We start from the raw sequence: 17,230 nt of genomic DNA, 5'->3' as shown, positions 1-17,230 counted from the left end.
GTTATTCTCCTTCTATTGAGGGGGTGGCGAGGGGCGCCGGTTGGCGGCCGCGCAGATGGTTCAGCGCCAGCCCGAAGCCGATGATGCCGGCAATGATAATAAAGTCTTTCAGGCTGCTGGCGATCAAAATCGTCCACAGCACGTACAGGCAGCACAGCAGCGCCACCACCACCGGCAGCGGCCACAGCGGCATCAGGTACGGGTGGTGGAAGTGGCGGCGACGGCGGCTGATCAGCGCCGCCACCGCCATGATGATGTACACCAGCAGCAGCAGGATCACGGTGAACGAGGTCAGCGATTCGAGATCGGAGCAAAACGCCAGCAGCGCCGACGGCACGCCGAACAGCAGGGTGGCGATCCAGGGAGTGCCGAAGCGCGGGTGGATGATTTTCAGCGCCCGGTTAAACGCCGGCAGCCAGAAGCCGTCGCGCCCGCTGGCGAACATCATGCGGCTGAACTGCGCCACGATAGCGATGATGGCGTTGAACACCGACAGATAAATCGCGCCGCTTACCACCCGCGCCAGCGTCGGGCCGCCGAGCTCGGTGACCACATAGCCGACCGGATCGGCCTGTTTGGCCATCTCCGTCAACGACGGCGAGCCGATCAGCAGGGCGGTGAACGGCACCAGTTCCACCAGCACCACGATGGCCAGCGTCAGCATGATCGCGATCGCCATCGGCCTGCCCTGTTCGCGCATGTCTTCCGCCATGTACACCGCCGCGCCGTAGCCGTTGTAGGAGAACAGCGCGACCCCGACCATGGCGACGATCAGCGGCAGCGACACCGGCGCCAGGCTGCCCTGCGCGTCCAGCATCACCGGCGCGGTGAGGATCTCCGTGCTCTGATGCGGGTGGCTGAAGCCGAGCCAGGCGATCAGCGCCAGCACCGCCACTTCCACCACCAGAAAGGCGCCGGTCAGCAGGGCGTTGGCCTTGATGTTGAAAATGGCGCAGATGCCGCCGACCAGCACGGTGAGCATGCCGGCGGTCGAGGCGTCGAACTGGGTGCCCAGCGCGGTGTTCAGGTAGGGCACCGCGCCGGTGGCCAGCACCGCCGGCACGAACAGCGAGGCGCTGAGGATAAACAGATAGGTCTGCAACCCGCACAGGGTGCCGAACAGGCGCTTGATGATGCTGTATTCGCCGCCGGCGCTGGGGTGTGCGGCGCCGAGTTCGGCATAGCACAGCGCGATGGCGGCGGCGACGCAGGCGGCGATCAGAAACGACAGAAAGGCGCCGCTGCCGGCGTTGGCGATCGCCAGCGGGGCGATGACGAAGATCGAACTGGCCGGCGTCACGCCGGACGCGGTGATCATCACCACGTCGAGGACGCTGAGATTGCCTTTGAAGGTGTGTTCAGGGGCGGACTCTTTCATGGGATAACGACTCCATTAACGTGTGAGTGAATTATTGTTTTGCTGCACAGGCTGTACGCAGGAATCAAATGGAGCGCGCGGAAAATCCCCTGCGCCTTTCAAGCCGCAGCGTTGTTGGCAGCAGATCATTCGCACCAGTCACTTACTTAAGTAAGCTCCTGGAGACGAATGACTTTGCCGCCTGGCTGCAACTTGAAATTCGTTGGGGATAAGTTTGTTATTTTTATCCCGATGGGAAGCTGAAGCTGGCGCGCCGGGCATCGCCGGAGGCCGGCCAGCGCTGGGTCACGGTCTTGCGTTTGGTGTAGAACCTGACGGCGTCCGGGCCGTAGGCGTGCAGATCGCCGAACAGCGAGCGCTTCCAGCCGCCGAACGAGTGGTAGGCCACCGGCACCGGCAGCGCCACGTTGATCCCCACCATGCCGACCTGAATGCGGCTGGAGAAGTAGCGCGCCGCCTCGCCGTCGCGGGTGAACAGACAGGTGCCGTTGCCGTATTCGTGGGCGTCGATCAAGGCCATCGCCTCCGGCAGCGACGCCGCGCGCACCACGCCGAGCACCGGGCCGAAGATCTCCTCCTGATAGATGCGCATGCCGGGCGTCACGCGATCGAACAGCGTCGGGCCGAGGAAATAGCCCTGGCTGGGGCGGCCGTCCGCGCCGGTCACGCTCAGTTCGCGGCCGTCCACCAGCAGCTCGGCGCCTTCGGCCACGCCCTGATCGATATAGCCTTTCACCTTCTGATAATGCTGTTGGGTCACCAGCGGCCCCATGTCGTTGCGGTTGTCGCTGCCGGGGCCGACGCGCATGGCGGCCATCTGTTGCCGCAGCCCGGCGATCAGCGCTTCGGCGGTGCCGTCGCCCACCGCCACCACCAGCGGGATGGCCATGCAGCGCTGGCCGCAGGAGCCGAAGGCCGCGCCCATCAGCGCACCGACCGCACCAGGGATATCGGCGTCCGGCAGCACCACCGCGTGGTTCTTGGCGCCGCCCAGCGCCTGCACCCGTTTGTTCTGCGCGCAGCCGGTGTGATAGATGTGCTCCGCCACCGGCGTCGAACCGACGAAACTGATCGCCTTCACGCGCCCGTCATGCAGCAGCGTCTCCACCGCTTCGCGATCGCCGTTGACCACGTTGAGCACCCCCGGCGGCAGCCCGGCCTCCGTCGCCAGCCTCGCGATATACAGCGCGGCAGAAGGCACGCGCTCGGAAGGCTTCAGCACGAAAGTGTTGCCGCACGCCACCGCCATCGGCCACATCCACAGCGGCACCATCGCCGGGAAGTTGAACGGCGTGATGCCCGCCACCACCCCCAGCGGTTGAAACTCGCTCCAGCTGTCGATGCCCGGGCCGGCCTCTTTGCTGTGTTCGCCCTTCAGCAGTTCCGGCACATAGCCGGCGTATTCGATATTCTCGATGCCGCGCTGCAGTTCGCCTAGGGCATCGCTGAGCACCTTGCCGTGCTCGGCGGTGATCAGTTGGCAGATGGCATCGGCGTGCTGCTCCAGCAGATCCTTGAGCTTCATCATGATGCGCGCGCGCTTCAGCGGCGGGGTGTCGCGCCAGGCGGGATAGGCCTGTTCGGCGGCGGCGATGGCGCGCTCCACCGTGGCGCGGTCGGCCAGCTGCACCTCCTGCGCAGACTGGCCGGTGGCCGGGTCGTAAACCGGCTGGCTGCGTTCGCCGCCGGCGGCGGGCTCGCCGTTGATCCAATGGGTAATGGTCATGGCTCTCTCCTTATTCGGTGGCGTTGAGGGCATCGCCCACGGCGTTGATCAGCGCATCGATCTGCGCTTCGCTGCTGATGAACGGCGGCGCCAGCTGCAGGGTGTCGCCGCCGTAGCGCACGTAAAATCCGCTTTCCCAGCAGCGCATCGCCGCCTCGAAGGGGCGCCGCGCCGGTTCGCCGGGCCGTGCCGCCAGCGTAATGCCGGCCGCCAGGCCGATGTTGCGAATGTCGGCGACGTGTTTGGCTCCCTGCAGGCTGTGCACCGCGCGCTCGAAATAGGGCGCCAGCGCCTGTACGCGCTCCACCATCTGTTCGCGCTGCAGGATGTCCAGCGTCGCCAGCGCGACCGCGCAGCTGACCGGGTGGGCGGAGTAGGTGTAGCCGTGTGGGAATTCGAGCTGGTAGTCCGGCTCGCCGCCGTTCATGAAGGTGTGGTAAATCTCCGGCCGCACCACCACTGCGCCCATCGGTTGCGCGCCGTTGGTCACCTGTTTGGCGATGTTCATGATGTCCGGCGTGACGCCGAACGCCTCGGCGCCGGTCATCGCGCCGCAGCGGCCGAAGGCGGTGATCACTTCGTCGAAGATCAGCAGGATGTCATGCTGGGTACAGATTTCGCGCAGGCGCTGCAGGTAGCCGACCGGCGGCACGATCACCCCGGCGGAGCCGGAGAAGGGTTCGACGATCACCGCGGCGATCGTTGAGGCGTCGCGCAGCGCGATGATGCGGTTGAGCTCTTCCGCCAGCTCCGCCCCCTGTTGCGGCATGCCGCGCGAAAAGGCGTTGCCGGCCAGCAGGGTGTGCGGCAGGTGGTCCGCCTCGGCGCCGGCGCCGAACGTTTTGCGGTTGCCGGCGATGCCGCCGACCGAGATGCCGCCGAAGTTAACGCCGTGATAGCCCTTTTCCCGGCCGATAAAGCAGGTTTTGCCCGCCTGGCCTTTGGCGCGCCAGTACGCGCGCGCCATTTTCAGCGAGGTGTCCGCCGCTTCCGAGCCGGAGCCGGTGAAGAACACGTAATCCAGCCCTGCCGGCGTCAGTGCCTTGATCTTGTTGGCCAGTTCGAACGACAGCGGGTGGCCGAACTGAAACGCCGGCGAGTAATCCAGCGTCGCCAGCTGGCGCTGGGCGGCATCGGTGATTTCCTGCCGGCCGTGCCCCAATCCGCAGCACCATAATCCGGACAGGCCGTCGAAAATCTTTCTGCCGTCATGGCTGGTGTAATACGCCCCCGCGGCTTGAGTAATGATGCGCGGCTGCGCTTTAAAATTACGGTTGCCGGTAAAAGGCATCCAATGGGCCTCTAACCCTTCGGCATCGAGACTATTTAGCGGGTGATTTTCAGCGGCCATGTTTTCCTCCGAACAGGAAAATAAGAGCGATTAATGAAATAAACCGAGTTGTTAACGAATTGTTGTGCGAAATTGACTATGTACCGCTTGTTCTCTACTGTGAATAATCATATGTCGAAACTTACTTAAGGTTTTATGCAAGTAAAAAAGCGCGCGCTGTTAGGGCAATTGTCGGATATGGATCTGCGTTTGCTGCGGGTATTCAAGGCCGTGGTCGACTGCGGCGGCATGAGCGCCGCCGAGCTGGAGCTGAACATCAGCCTGTCGACCATCAGCAAACACATCAAGGATCTGGAGCAGCGGCTGGGCCTGACGCTGTGCCAGCGCGGGCGCGAGGGCTTTGCGGTCACCGACGAGGGGCTGTTGATCTACCAGGAAACGGTCAACCTGCTGGCGGCCACCGAGGCGTTCCGGCGCGGGGTGGACGAGGTACACCAGCGCCTGGGCGGGCAGCTGCACGTGGCGATATTCGACCATACGGTCAGCAATCCGCAGGCGCAGATCGGCCGAGCCATCGCGTTATTCAGCGAGCGCGCGCCGGAGGTTTCTTTGCAAATGTACGTGGAGCCGATTAATACCATTGAACGCGGCGTAATTGACGGGCAATTTCAGGTTGGCGTTATTCCCATGCACCGCAGCGCGGAAAGTTTATCTTATCATTCGTTATTCAGTGAGAGGATGTTCTTATATTGCGGCGCGCAGCATGAATTATTTTCCGCCCCCCATGAAACATTAAATTGGGATCTGCTGCACAATTATGCCTTCGCGGGATTAGGCTACCATTCGCCGAATATGGAACTGAGCCTGCAGCAACATTTGCATCGCAAGGCGACGGGGTTCGCGCAGGAGTCGATCGCCACGCTGATCCTCTCCGGCAAATACGTCGGCTTTTTGCCGGATCACTACGCGGCGTTTTTCGTGGCGCAGAACCTGATGCGGGCGATCAAACCGGCGCTGTTCCGCTATCACTGCGAATACTCCAGCGTGCTGCGCCGCTCGCCGGTGCCGCAGCGGGTGGTGAAGCTGTTCCATGAGTGCCTGCTGGCGGCCCACGGAACAGCGTGACGCTTACTGCTCTTTCTTCTTGCCGAAGATTTTGATCAGCGCGCCGACCAGGATGCCGACCGCGATGCCGGCGAAGATCCAGCCGATGATGCCCATTTCCTTAACTCCTGCTAGTGCGTTGATCTGATTATACCCGTCATACTTGAAACTGCATCTGTGTTGGCTGCGAGTGCGTACGCCAGTCACTGACTTGAGTAAGCTCCTGGCGAGCCGCCTCTTGCCGCCGGGATGCAGCTCCAACTATTTAGGGTAGAAATAGTCATTCGACGCGAAATGCCTCTTCGATCATCCGTTGCCGCTGCGCCGGCGTATAGTCGATCCAGGAATTCTTGCTGTTGGATTTGTCCAGCGCCACCGCCAGTTCCTGGCCGGAAATCGGCAAATCGTCCTGCCAGAACGGCGCGATGGCGTGGCGGGTGATGAAATCGGTCAGGTAGCTCTCCGGGCTGCCCTGCCAGTGCGGGTACAGGCGCGCGGCCAGTTCGACCATCAGCGCGCGTTGCTGCGGCTGTTCGCTGCTTTCCAGCAGGGCGAGGAACGGCAGCAGCAGACGGCCGCAGACCTGGCCGTGGTGGTAGTCGCGCAGCGCGCCGATCTCGCCGGCGATGCCGTGGATCACCCCCAGCCCGGCGGCGCTCAGCGTCAGCCCCCCGAGGTAGGAAGCCTGCATAATCGCTTCGCGCGCCGCATCGCTGCGGTTGAGCGCCGGCCAGGCCGCAAGGAAGTGGCGGATGCCGCTCAGCGACATGTCGCGCGTCATGGCGCCGGCGGTTTTCGACAGATAGGCCTCGAACAGGTGGGTGAAGGCGTCGATGGCGCAGTAGGCCAGCACCTTGTCCGGCGCGCCCGCCAGCAGCTGCGGATCGAGAATGGCGGTGTGCGGCACGAAGTTATTGTGGCGCAGCGAGGCCTTCACTTTGCTGACCTGAGTGTCGGTGATCACCGCGTTCTGCGTCACCTCGCTGCCGGTGCCGGCGGTGGTGGGAATGGCGATCAGCGGCAGGGTGGCGCCGCTGATTTTGCTGTCGCCCACCTTTTCCATATAGCGCAGCGTCGGCAGCGGATGCTCCACCAGCGCGGAGAACGCCTTGGCGGCGTCCAGCACGCTGCCGCCGCCGATGGCCACCACGTGCCGCGCCTGGCCGCGCCAGCGCGCCACCCAGGCGTCAATTTCCTGCGGTGACGCCTCGTGGCTGACGATCTCGGTGCCGATGAACAGTGGCGCCAGCGATTCGCGCAGGCCGGCGTACACCGGGCCGTTGAGAAAAGATCGGCAGCTGAACAGCAGCGTTGGCTGCGGATCGGCAAGCAGCAGCGGCGGCAGTTGCCGGATGCTGCCGTGGCCGAACCAGGTCTGGCGGTTGGCGATGATGTGGCTGACGGACATGAGATCTCCTTGACGGCGTTGCAGGGCGCGATGCCACAGCATAAGCCAGCGGGCGCAGAGCGGCCACCGCTTTCCCCGCTGCGGCAACTTGTGAGTTGTTTAACATGTAAACGATCGCGTTCTTGCATTTCGGCGCGCCTGATGCTTTTTTTAACAGTACCGGCCGTCATGCGGCCAACCCCATCCGAAATCGGTAGATTGTTAATGTATTAATAATGGCGAGGCGGGTATGGATATTCAGGTTGAACGCTTGTCTGCGGTGATCGATGCGGTGGCCAGCCCGCGCTTTTATCCCAGCCTGTTGAATTGGCTGGAAGGGTTTTTCGCCTTCGACAACGCCATCGTTTATGCCTTCGAACGCGGCCGGCCGCCGCGCTGCCTGATCAAAACCGAGCGGGAAAACAGCGATGCGGTCAACCAGCTCTACCAACAGGGCGCCTACCTGCAGGATCCGTTTTACCGTGCGCTGAACGACGGCGGCGCAGGCGAGGTGCTCACGCTGCGCCAGCTGGCGCCCTGCGGGTTTTATCACAGCGACTATTACCGTAATTTTTATCGCAAGACCGGCTGGCACGACGAGGCCGGCGTGCTGCTGCAGCTGACGCCGGAGCGCGGGCTGGGGGTGTTCTTCGGCTCGGCGCGCCGCACGGTGGCGGTGCGCTACCCGCAGCGGGCGGATCTGCGCAGCGCGCTGACGCTGGTGAAAAGCGTGGCGCGGCTGCACGGCGAAGTGGTGGCGGCGCCGGCCGAGGCCGACACGGGGAACGACGATGGCGCGCAGGCGCGCTATCTGCTGACGCCGCGCGAGCGCGAGATTGTCGATCTGATCCTCGCCGGCTGCGGTTCGCAGCAGATTGCCGACCGGCTGTTCATCAGCCTCGGCACGGTAAAAAATCACCGCAAGAACATCTACGGCAAGCTGAACATCGGCTCGCAGGCCGAACTGTTCAGCCTGTTGCTGACCGCCCCGCAGCGCCGCAGCGCGTGAATGTATCGATCTATCCCCTATAGCTTTCAAGCTACAGCTAGGCGGCCAGGACGAGCGTCCCCAGGAGCTTACTTAGGTAAGTGACTGGGGTGAACGTCAGCAGCCAACAACGCTGTAGTTTGAAAGATGAAGGGGACGAATGTCCCTAAGGGGATATAGCGGACGATCCCACGGCTCCCGATAATCCGATGTCATGGCATAGGCAATCGGGAGTGCGGCAGTGAACAACGAAATCGAGTCCTTAACCTACTACGCGGCGACCAAAAAATACGATCTGCGCTTCCCGACGCTGGAAGAGGATCTGGACGTCGACGTGGTGATCATCGGCGGCGGCTTCTCCGGCATCAACACTGCGCTGGAGCTGGCGGAGAAGGGCATCACCAACATCGCCATTCTCGAAGGCCGCTATCTGGGTTACGGCGGCACCGGGCGCAACGGTGGCCAGGTGATGGCCGGCATCGGCCACGATCTGGAGAAGATCAAGCGCCACGTTGGCCCGGCCGGGCTGGAAACCATCTTCAAAATCAGCAACCTCGGCGCCGGCATCATCCGCGAGCGCATCAAGAAATATGACATCGACGCCGACTTCTGCTTCGGCTACGGCTACCTCGGCAGCAACGCGCGCCAGGAGAAGACCCTGCGCGGCTGGCTGAAGGAGTTCAGGGCGGTAGCGCCGCAGGAGGAAATTGAGCTCTATACCGGGGCGGAGGTGAAGCAGGTGGTGGGCTCCGACGCTTACAGCTGCGCGCTGAAACACATGGGCGGCGGCCACGTGCATTCGCTCAACCTGCTGCTGGGCGAAGCCAAGGCGCTGAGCGGCTACGGGGTGAAAATCTTCGAGAACAGCAGCGTGCTCAACGTGGAGTACGGGCCGCGCATCACGGTGCGCACCGCCATGGGCTCGGTGCGCGCCAACAAGATGCTGTGGGCCTGCAACGGCTTCCTCAACGGCATGGAGCCGCAGATTTATCGCAAGACCATCAATACCTACGCCTTCCAGCTGGCCACCGAGCCGCTGTCTGACGATCTGATCCGCCAGATCAGCCCGATCCGCGGCGCCTACAGCGATATCCGCCCGGTGATCGACTATTACCGGGTGACCAACGAAAACCGGCTGCTGTTCGGCAGCGCCACCCGCCTGATCGAATACTTCCCGTCGGATCTCAAGGCCTGGAACCGCAACCTGATGCTGAAAGTGTTCCCGTACCTGAAAGACGTGAAGATCGATCTGGCCTGGGGCGGCCCGCTGTGCTGCAGCGCCAACCTGTTCCCGCAGATCGGCACGCTGCCGGATCGCGACAACGTGTTTTACGTGCAGGGCTACTCCGGCTTTGGCGTGACGCCGAGCCACATCGTGTGCAAGGTGCTGGCGGAAGGCATGAGCGAAGGATCCGATCGCTACGATCTGATGAGCTCGATCCCGCACGTCAACATCTTCGGCAAGGACAAGCTGCGGCGGGTGATGACCACCGCCGGTAAGGTTTGGCACCAGACATCCGGCTACTGGAAAGGCCGCCGTTAACCCTCAGAGGAGAATGACATGAAACCGTTACTGCTTAAACAACCACTGCCGGAACTGCTGGAGATCGGCAGCGTCAGCAACCTGGGCGCCACGGTGATCGCCGGCACGCCGACCGTCGGCGTGGCCAGCATCTTCGGCGAGCCGACCGACAACCTGAACTGCGGCGTGTTCAGCTGCACCCGCGGCAGCTTCGTGATGGAGTATCCGTTCGCCGAGCACGCCACGGTGTGGGAAGGCAGCGCGACCCTGACCAACGAACGCACCGGCGAATCGGTGCAGTATCAGGCCGGCGATTCCTGGTTCGTTGAGAAAGGCACCCCGGTGCGCTGGGACATCACCTCGGATCGCTTCGTCAAACACTACCTCGCCATCGTCGAGGGCTGACGCCGTCATGCCCCCCTCGGCCCGCTGAGGGGGAGCGCCTTAGCCTAACGCCCGCGCAATAAAATCGGTCACCCGCTTGAGGATCCGATCCTTATTGGTTTCGTTAAAGCTCTCGTGCCGCCCGCCCCCATTGATCATCCGTTCGAAATCGTCGCCGCGCAGACGATCGAGCGCGGTTTGCGTTTCGCTCATCAGCACCAGCCGATCGTCGTCGCCGTGGATCCACAGCGTGGGCAGCGCGCCGAAGCCCGGCCCGGCGTTGATGGCGGCGAGGATCCGCTGCATGGCGCGCAGGGTGGGGCGCTTGAACGGCCCGTGCCACACCAGCGGATCTTCCTGATACGCCGCGCCAACCGCCGGATCGCGCGCCAGGGTAGCGGTATCCAGCGGCGCGTCGGGGATCGTCGGCAGTTCGGCCAGATCGGAGATCGCCGTTCTGTCGCCAAGCAGCGGGCCGGACAGCACCAGCGCGCGCACCTCCTCGCCATAGCGCTGCACGTAGCGGGTAGCGATCATACCGCCCATCGAGTGGCCGATCACCACCAGCGGCAAGGTGGGGTATTGCTGCCGGAAATGGCTGACCACGCGCTGCACGTCGTCGACCACGGCGTCATAATCCTCGATCAGCACGCGTTCGCCCTGCGACAGGCCGTGGCCGAGATGGTCGGGGCCAAACACCCGCGCGCCCTGCGCCTGTAGCGTGCGCGCCACGTATTGGTAACGGCCGAGATGCTCGCCGTAGCCGTGCACCAGCAGCGCCAGATAGCGCGGCTGGTCATTTCCCCAATCATGCACGGCGATGTCGCCGTGACGGCCTTTGATAAAGCTGACGGTTTGTTCGGGCATCTTATTGTTCTCATGGTGGTAGGGTTGCCCTTCAGCGTAGCGGCTGGCGACGAAGTTGTCAGGGGCGCCGGGTGCGGCGCCCGCAGAGAGGGGATTACAGGCCGAACTGGCGCGCCAGTTCGTCGAGCGCTTCGCGCTGGAAGCGATTAAAGGCGTCGCGCGGCTGCTGTTGCTGGATGAACGCCAGCAACGGATCCTGCACTTCAGTGCGCACGCCGCTCAGCTGTTCCATTACCGCCAGCCCGCAGAACGGCACGTAGGATTCGGCGTAGCCGCCTTCGTGCACCATCACCAGTTTACCGCCGCACAGCCGGTCGGCGGCGTCCTGCACCAGCGCGGTCATGGCGCGGAAGCTGTCGCTGTGCAGCTGCATGCGCGCCAGCGGATCGAGGGCGTTGGCGTCGTAACCGCAGGCGACGATGATCAGCTCCGGCTCGAATTTTTCCAGCGCCGGGATGACGATGCGCCGCATGGCGTGCAGGTAGCCGTCGTCGCCGGCGCCGGCCAGCATCGGCACATTAACGTTGCAGCCCGCCCCGGCGCCTTCGCCGCGATCCCGTTCGCCGGAATAGCCCGCCGGGAAGCAGCCGTCCTGATGCAGCGACAGCGTCAGCACGTCGCCGCGCTGCCAATAGATGTGCTGGGTGCCGTTGCCGTGGTGCACGTCCCAGTCTAGCACCGCTACCTTGCCGAGGCCGTAGCGGGCCTTGGCGCGCTCGATGGCGATCGGAATATTGGCCAGGAAGCAGAAACCCATCGATTGATCCGGCAGGCAGTGGTGGCCCGGCGGGCGCGACAGCGCATAGGCGTTATCCAGCTCGCCCTGCAGCACCGCCTCCACCGCCGCGCAGGCCAGCCCGGCGGAGAGTTTGGCGATCTCATAGCTGCCCGGCCCCAGCGGCGCTTCCTCTCCCAGCAGGCCGCCGCCGCTGTCGCTCACCTGTTTGAAACGCTGCAGGTAGTGGGCGGGGTGAATGCGCAGCAGGTCTTCTTCCGTCGCCGGTTCGGCGCTCAGCAGGGTGAGCTGGCGCGACAGGCCGGACACGTCCATCAGGTTCTTCATGCGCCGTTTGGTTTCCGGCGACTCGGCGTGGCCGGCGCCCGAGGGCGGTTGTACCCAGCCGCCGACCGGCAGGGTGGTGGCGTGCAGACCGGTGCTGTGCCAGAAACAGCGTTCATCAAACAAGAAACCGGTTGTTCTTTTCACCTTTCTCCTCCTGTTATACGGCGCGATGCGCGCGGCGAAGCCAGCGAAATCAACAGCAGCGACAGCAGCGCGCAGCCCAGCGCGCCGAACAGCAAGGCGTTGAAACCGCCGGAATATTCGATCAGAGAGCCGGCCAGCGTCGGGCCGATGGCCATGCCGCCGCCGATCACCAGGTTGATGCCGTTCATCAGCTTGCCGTCGTTATCCAACCCGGCGACGCGCGCCAGAATGAACGGCAGCACGAAGGTCCAGGTGAACTTGAACAGCAGGGCCGCCAGGGCGAAGCGCAGCAGCAGGGGCTGGCTCGTCAGCAGCGCCACGCTGGCCAGCAGCAGGGCGTACCCCAGCACGATCGGGCGTCCGCCGCCGAAGCGCGCGCCGATCAGCGCCGCGGCCCCCGCGCCGACGATGCCGAGCAAGGTGGCGACGGCCAGCACCTGGCCGCTGTGGGCCGGCGACAGCCCGGCGCCGGCGGCGATGCTGCCGATAAAGGTCCAGACCGCGCTCAGGCTGATGTAAAAGGTCAGCACCGCCAGCACGGCGCACAGCTTGCGCGCCAGCGAGGCGGCGGGGCCGCTGCGGGCGGCGCGGGCAGCGGTGAAACCGTTGGGGAACGCCGGGATGAGCGGCAGGCAGCACAGCATGATGGCCGCCAGAATCAGGTAGACCGCCATCAGGCCGAAGTGCGCGAACAGCGGCGGCAGCACCAGCAGCCCGACCGCGCCCAGCACCAGTTGGCCGAGCACCCAGAAGGCATAGACCCGGCTGGGATTGGCGGTGCCGGCGGCGCAGGTGATGCACAGGATCATCAGGGTGCCGCCCGCCAGCGAGGCGATAAAGCGCAGCGGCAGCAGCAGGGTAAAATCCTGCGCCAGCGCCGAAGCCAGGTTGCCGGCGATAAACACCAGCGCCGACAGCGTAGCGACCCGCCGCCAGTTGATGCGCCCGATCCACCACCACGCCGGCAGCGTGGCCAGGCTCATGGCGCCGAGTTCGGTGGAGAACAGGTGGCCGATCTGCGCCGGGCCGAGCTGCCACTGCGCGGCGAGCTGGGCGGCCACGGCGGGGGCGGTCATCAGAATGCCCGGCGCGATGGCGGCGAAGACGATAATGGCGGTCAGCAGCCGCGGCGGGCAGGGGAGCGCCGCGCCGACGGCGGGCGCGGAAACCGAATCACTGGACATAAACCTTATTCCCCAAGCGTTAAGTGACGATGAAATATCCCGCCCGGCCCGATTGCGGGCAGGGGGAGGCCGCGCCATAAATGGCGAATACGTTTTGGCGTTATTTTCCGGCCGTCGGCAGCGGCGGCCGTTATCGGGCGTTAACCGTGGGCGAGAAAGCCGCCGGCGACCAGCTCGGTGCGGTTCACCACGTCGGTTTTGGCGAATATATTGCGCATATGGGTTTTCACCGTGGACAGCGAAATGCCCAGCTTCAGGGCGATGCGCTTATTGCTGGCGCCTTCGCGCACCAGGTTGACGATCTCTTGCTCTTTGGCGGTCAGCATCTGCGCCTCGCCGTCGGGCAGCAGATCGCGCGTCGCCAGCTCGATCAGCGGCAGCACCGCGCGCAGGCGGCCGCGCTCCACTTCGGTAAACGGCGTATCGCGGATCAGCGATACCCCGGCGACGATGCGCTTGCGCTGGCGGATGAAGATCTCCGTCATGTCGCGCATGTCGTTCGGCAGCATAAAGTCGTGGTAATAGCGGCGGTTGCCGGCGATCGCCGCCGGGCTCATGCCGACCATGGTGATGTCCTGGCGATGGAAATTGGCCGGTTGCAGCGGGTCTATCTGTTGGAAGTGGTTCAGATACTGCTGATGCGTTTTATCGGGCATGCCATACAGGATGTAGTGATCCGGCCGCAGGTCTCGATCGACCAGATAAAACACCCCGGCGGACACCGGGATCAGGTGCGTAATGGTCGCCAAACAACTGTTGATAAAGGCATCGGATGCTGTGCTGTGCATGATTCGTGTTCCTCCCTTTATCGTTCAATCTGGAGAAGGTTGGCGGTCAATATATGAACGATACAAGCATAGTTGTAGCAATTTGGCAACACAATAAAAACATATTAACAACGTGAGGCCGATTGCAATAAAACACATAAATAACAAGATGACACTGCGTTAATCAGGGCTTTTCGGTTCGGATTTATCGCGATTTTCATTAATAGGTTAATGAAATAATTCACCGCTTTTCCCGCTGAATTTACAGCGCTTTTCAATGTTTGCCCGGACGAAGCCCTCGCCGCCCTGCGCGTGCTACAGCCGTCGCCGTCGCCGTCATCCCTCGTTCTTAAGAACGATAGCCAGGCTTTTCCGCCGCTTCCTACACTGCGAATTGAAGATAGCGCCAGGCGGCGCCAAACGTATAAGACGAAAAAATGATGACCTTTCTCGGGCTGAGGCGTCGGGTTGTTCAGTCCGCATGACCATACGGGGAACGAACGATGCAGAAAAAAACGTTGGCGGTGGCGTTGAGCGGCGCCTTATCGGGCCTGGCGCAGGGGGCGGACGCCGATCGCCCCAATGTGCTGATCATTCTGGTGGACGACATGGGCTACTCCGACATCAGCCCGTTCGGCGGCGAGATACCGACGCCCAACCTGCAGGCGTTGGCCGAACGGGGCGTGCGCATGAGCCAGTACTACACCTCGCCGATGTCGGCGCCGGCGCGGTCGATGCTGATGACCGGCAATACCAATCAGCAGGCCGGCATGGGCGGCATGTGGTGGTATGAGAGCACCGCCGCGCAGCCGGGCTATGAAATGCGCCTGACCGACCGCGTGACCACGCTGCCGGAGCGTTTTCGCGATGCGGGTTACGCCACCATGATGGCGGGCAAATGGCACCTGGGCTATGTCGACGGCGCCAAACCGACCGATCGCGGCTTCGAGCGCGCCTTCGCCTTTATGGGCGGCGGCACCAGCCATTTCGACGATGCGAAACCGCTGGGCACCGTGGAGGCGTTCCACACCTTCTACACCCTGAACGGCAAACGCGTGTCGTTGCCCAAAGATTTCTACTCCAGCAAGGCCTATGCCGATCAGCTGGAACAGTGGATCCGCGATACGCCGCAAAATAAGCCCGTCTTCGCCTATCTGGCCTTCACCGCGCCGCACGATCCATTGCAGGCGCCGGATGACTGGATCGCCAAATTCGACGGCAAATACGATGCCGGTTACCAGCAGGCCTATCAGCAGCGCATTCAGCGCCTGAAAGCGATGGGGCTGATTTCCGAGCGTACGCCGATGCCGACGCTGGCGCTGGATAAGGCCTGGAATGCGCTGACGCCCGAGCAGCAAAAATATGAAGCCAAGACCATGCAGGTGTACGCGGCGATGATCGCTTACATGGACGATCAGGTCGGCGCGGTGCTGAACACCCTCAAGCAGACCGGCCGCGACCAAAATACGGTGATCGTGTTCGCCACCGACAACGGCGCCAACCCCGCCAGCGGCTTCTACTACGGCTCGAAGCCGGAGTATTGGCGGCAGTTCGACAACAGCTACGCCAACCTCGGCCGCAAGGGCTCGTTCATCTCCTACGGGCCGCACTGGGCCAACGTCAGCAACGCGCCGTACGCCAATTACCACAAAACCACCAGCGCGCAGGGCGGCATCAATACCGATTTCATCATCTCCGCGCCGCGGCTGAAGGGGCGCGGCGGCATCGACCGCACGCCGATGGCGGTGTATGACATCGCCCCGACGCTGTATGACTATGCCGGCATCGACGCCAACAAACCGCTGAAGGCCAAACCGACGCTGCCGATGGTCGGCGTCAGCTTCAAACGCTATTTCAGCGGCGAGGCTGACCGCGTGCCGCGCGCGACCTACGGCGTGGAGCTGCATAACCAGGCCGCCTATGTGGACGGCGTCTGGAAGCTGCGGCGGTTGGTGAAGGCCGGGCCGACGGCGCAGATGGCGCCGTGGGGGCTGTTCAACCTGCATGACGATCCGCTGGAAACGCGCGATCTGGCCGCCGCCAACCCGGAGCGAGTCAAACGGCTGAGCGAGGCGTATCGCCGCTTTGCGCAGCAGGGCATGGTCATTGAAGCCAAAGGCGCAGCGATCGACTACCTCGGCGTCGACGCTAGCACCGGCGACTACATCGGCCTGGATCCGTTGACCCACAAACCGTTGCCGCAGGCGGCGCCATGAACCTGGCCCAGCTGCGCGCGCAGCAGATCCCGGTAGAGAGCGAACCGCGCGCGGCGGCGCCTTTTCATTTGCTGGTGAAGCCGATCGGCGCCGGCTGCAACCTGGGTTGCCGCTACTGCTACTACCCGCAGCGCCAGGAAGAACGGACGCGCAAGATGGACGACGACCTGCTGGCGGAATTTATCCGCGGCTACATCGCCGCCCAGCCGCGTTACAGCCGCGAGATCAACTTCGTCTGGCAGGGCGGTGAGCCGCTGCTGGCGGGGATCGGTTTTTACAAGCGGGCGCTGGCGTTGCAACGCCGCTATGCGCCGCCGGGCGTGCGGATCAGCAACAGCCTGCAGACCAACGGTACCCTGCTGAACGACGCCTGGTGCCGGCTGTTCCGGCAGCATCACTTTATCCTCGGCGTCAGCCTGGACGGCGACCGCGAGGTGCAGGACGCCCACCGGCCGGACAAGCGCGGCGGCGCCAGCTATGACGCGGCGCTGCGCGGCATTGCGCTGTTGCAGCGCCATCAGATCGATTTCAACCTGCTGATGGTGGTGCACGACGGCGTCGCGGATCGCGCCGAGGCGATCTACGATCATGCGGTGGCGATCGGGGCGCGCTATCTGCAGTTTCAGCCGCTGATGCTGGAAGGGGATGCGCCCACAGCCGGCTATGGGCTAAGCGCCGCCAACTGGGGGCGCTTCATGCTGGCGGTGTACCGCCGCTGGCGCAGCCGCGGGCACGTTGGCCAGGTCTTCGTAATGAACATCGAGCAGGTCTACGCGCAGTATTTCACCCACGTCAGCCCCAGCTGCGTACACGCCGAACGCTGCGGCGGCAATCTGGTGATGGAGCCGGACGGGCGGCTTTACGCCTGCGATCATCTGATCAACGCGCAGCACCTGCTCGGCCATGCCGATCGCCACACGCCGCTCGCCACCCTGGCGGCAAGGGCGGCGGAGATGCCGTTCGGTAAAAACAAGAGCCTGCGCCGCGAGTGCCAACGCTGCAGCGTGAAAAGCGTCTGCCAGGGCGGCTGCCCGGCGCATGTGGGCGAAGATCGCTACAACCGGCTGTGCGCCGGCTATTACGCCTTCTTTTCCGCGCTGCTGGCGCCGCTGCGTGCCTACCCGCGCAGCCCGCAGGGAGCGATGCAGTGGCGCGCCGCCGTGAGCGCGGCCGCGGGTTGAAACCGTCTCGTCCTTAAGGACGATAGTC

General features: G+C 63.7%; 14 protein-coding genes. 6 read left to right on the top strand and 8 right to left on the bottom strand.

Features of this window, described 5'->3' with window-relative positions; genetic code table 11:
* Window position 1: 1 nt before the first annotated feature.
* The 3 genes from REA38_RS18750 to REA38_RS18740 all read right to left on the bottom strand — a co-directional run bounded on the left by REA38_RS18750 (window position 2) and on the right by REA38_RS18740 (window position 4,455).
* Window positions 2-1,378 (bottom strand): APC family permease, encoded by a 1,377-nt coding sequence (locus tag REA38_RS18750; protein ID WP_041037773.1) that lies wholly within the window; start codon window positions 1,376-1,378, stop codon window positions 2-4.
* A 223-nt stretch (window positions 1,379-1,601) separates the two neighbouring features.
* Entirely contained in the window at window positions 1,602-3,104 is a 1,503-nt protein-coding gene (locus REA38_RS18745) for a CoA-acylating methylmalonate-semialdehyde dehydrogenase (RefSeq protein WP_033636954.1), read from the bottom strand.
* A 10-nt stretch (window positions 3,105-3,114) separates the two neighbouring features.
* Entirely contained in the window at window positions 3,115-4,455 is a 1,341-nt protein-coding gene (locus tag REA38_RS18740; protein WP_047729079.1) for an aspartate aminotransferase family protein, read from the bottom strand.
* Window positions 4,456-4,590: 135 nt separating this feature from the next.
* On the opposite strand from REA38_RS18740, the gene REA38_RS18735 reads away from it, so the two are divergent.
* Window positions 4,591-5,520 (top strand): LysR family transcriptional regulator, encoded by a 930-nt coding sequence (locus tag REA38_RS18735; protein ID WP_033648549.1) that lies wholly within the window; start codon window positions 4,591-4,593, stop codon window positions 5,518-5,520.
* A 259-nt stretch (window positions 5,521-5,779) separates the two neighbouring features.
* Here REA38_RS18735 and REA38_RS18730 read toward each other — a convergent pair whose 3' ends face one another.
* The gene (locus tag REA38_RS18730) at window positions 5,780-6,907 is read right to left on the bottom strand and encodes an iron-containing alcohol dehydrogenase (RefSeq protein WP_308886416.1); all 1,128 of its coding nucleotides are present in this window, start codon (window positions 6,905-6,907) and stop codon (window positions 5,780-5,782) included.
* Between the two features lie 229 nt (window positions 6,908-7,136).
* Between REA38_RS18730 and REA38_RS18725 the strand changes: the two genes are divergently transcribed.
* The 3 genes from REA38_RS18725 (at window position 7,137) to REA38_RS18715 (ending at window position 9,801) form a co-directional block, all read left to right on the top strand.
* The gene (locus REA38_RS18725) at window positions 7,137-7,895 is read left to right on the top strand and encodes a helix-turn-helix transcriptional regulator (protein WP_043148191.1); all 759 of its coding nucleotides are present in this window, start codon (window positions 7,137-7,139) and stop codon (window positions 7,893-7,895) included.
* A 220-nt stretch (window positions 7,896-8,115) separates the two neighbouring features.
* Window positions 8,116-9,417, top strand: a complete 1,302-nt coding sequence (locus tag REA38_RS18720; RefSeq protein ID WP_049194537.1) for an FAD-binding oxidoreductase — start codon at window positions 8,116-8,118, stop codon at window positions 9,415-9,417.
* Window positions 9,418-9,435: 18 nt separating this feature from the next.
* Entirely contained in the window at window positions 9,436-9,801 is a 366-nt protein-coding gene (locus REA38_RS18715; protein WP_019454941.1) for a cupin domain-containing protein, read from the top strand.
* A 39-nt stretch (window positions 9,802-9,840) separates the two neighbouring features.
* On the opposite strand, the gene REA38_RS18710 is transcribed toward REA38_RS18715, so the two are convergent.
* From REA38_RS18710 to REA38_RS18695, 4 genes are all read right to left on the bottom strand, one after another.
* Entirely contained in the window at window positions 9,841-10,647 is an 807-nt protein-coding gene (locus REA38_RS18710) for an alpha/beta hydrolase (protein ID WP_308886415.1), read from the bottom strand.
* 94 nt (window positions 10,648-10,741) lie between these two features.
* Window positions 10,742-11,854, bottom strand: a complete 1,113-nt coding sequence (locus REA38_RS18705; RefSeq protein WP_063918098.1) for a class II histone deacetylase — start codon at window positions 11,852-11,854, stop codon at window positions 10,742-10,744.
* The gene (locus REA38_RS18700; RefSeq protein WP_308886414.1) at window positions 11,851-13,038 is read right to left on the bottom strand and encodes an MFS transporter; all 1,188 of its coding nucleotides are present in this window, start codon (window positions 13,036-13,038) and stop codon (window positions 11,851-11,853) included. Before REA38_RS18700 ends, REA38_RS18705 begins: the two co-directional genes overlap by 4 nt.
* Before the next feature lie 140 nt (window positions 13,039-13,178).
* The gene (locus REA38_RS18695) at window positions 13,179-13,826 is read right to left on the bottom strand and encodes a LuxR family transcriptional regulator (protein ID WP_033636963.1); all 648 of its coding nucleotides are present in this window, start codon (window positions 13,824-13,826) and stop codon (window positions 13,179-13,181) included.
* Between the two features lie 482 nt (window positions 13,827-14,308).
* Here REA38_RS18695 and REA38_RS18690 point away from each other — a divergent pair, with 482 nt between their 5' ends.
* Window positions 14,309-16,021: an arylsulfatase gene (locus REA38_RS18690; protein ID WP_308886413.1), complete on the top strand. Its 1,713-nt coding sequence runs from the start codon at window positions 14,309-14,311 to the stop codon at window positions 16,019-16,021.
* A complete protein-coding gene (locus tag REA38_RS18685) occupies window positions 16,018-17,202 on the top strand; it encodes an anaerobic sulfatase maturase (protein WP_102985492.1) in 1,185 nt (394 codons plus the stop codon). The genes REA38_RS18690 and REA38_RS18685 overlap by 4 nt, the downstream gene beginning before the upstream one ends.
* The last annotated feature ends 28 nt before the right edge of the window (window positions 17,203-17,230 follow it).

Source organism: Serratia sp. MF1(2023) (assembly GCF_030954545.1).
GTDB lineage: Bacteria > Pseudomonadota > Gammaproteobacteria > Enterobacterales > Enterobacteriaceae > Serratia > Serratia sarumanii.
This window is presented reverse-complemented; position numbering and strand designations above follow the sequence as displayed.

Bases quoted from the DNA above. Each gene is read 5' to 3' on its own strand.
- REA38_RS18750 (WP_041037773.1), bottom strand. From the start codon at position 1,378: ATGAAAGAGTCCGCCCCTGAACACACCTTCAAAGGCAATCTCAGCGTC.
- REA38_RS18745 (WP_033636954.1), bottom strand. From the start codon at position 3,104: ATGACCATTACCCATTGGATCAACGGCGAGCCCGCCGCCGGCGGCGAA.
- REA38_RS18740 (WP_047729079.1), bottom strand. From the start codon at position 4,455: ATGGCCGCTGAAAATCACCCGCTAAATAGTCTCGATGCCGAAGGGTTA.
- REA38_RS18735 (WP_033648549.1), top strand. From the start codon at position 4,591: ATGCAAGTAAAAAAGCGCGCGCTGTTAGGGCAATTGTCGGATATGGAT.
- REA38_RS18730 (WP_308886416.1), bottom strand. From the start codon at position 6,907: ATGTCCGTCAGCCACATCATCGCCAACCGCCAGACCTGGTTCGGCCAC.
- REA38_RS18725 (WP_043148191.1), top strand. From the start codon at position 7,137: ATGGATATTCAGGTTGAACGCTTGTCTGCGGTGATCGATGCGGTGGCC.
- REA38_RS18715 (WP_019454941.1), top strand. From the start codon at position 9,436: ATGAAACCGTTACTGCTTAAACAACCACTGCCGGAACTGCTGGAGATC.
- REA38_RS18710 (WP_308886415.1), bottom strand. From the start codon at position 10,647: ATGCCCGAACAAACCGTCAGCTTTATCAAAGGCCGTCACGGCGACATC.
- REA38_RS18700 (WP_308886414.1), bottom strand. From the start codon at position 13,038: ATGTCCAGTGATTCGGTTTCCGCGCCCGCCGTCGGCGCGGCGCTCCCC.
- REA38_RS18695 (WP_033636963.1), bottom strand. From the start codon at position 13,826: ATGCACAGCACAGCATCCGATGCCTTTATCAACAGTTGTTTGGCGACC.
- REA38_RS18690 (WP_308886413.1), top strand. From the start codon at position 14,309: ATGCAGAAAAAAACGTTGGCGGTGGCGTTGAGCGGCGCCTTATCGGGC.
- REA38_RS18685 (WP_102985492.1), top strand. From the start codon at position 16,018: ATGAACCTGGCCCAGCTGCGCGCGCAGCAGATCCCGGTAGAGAGCGAA.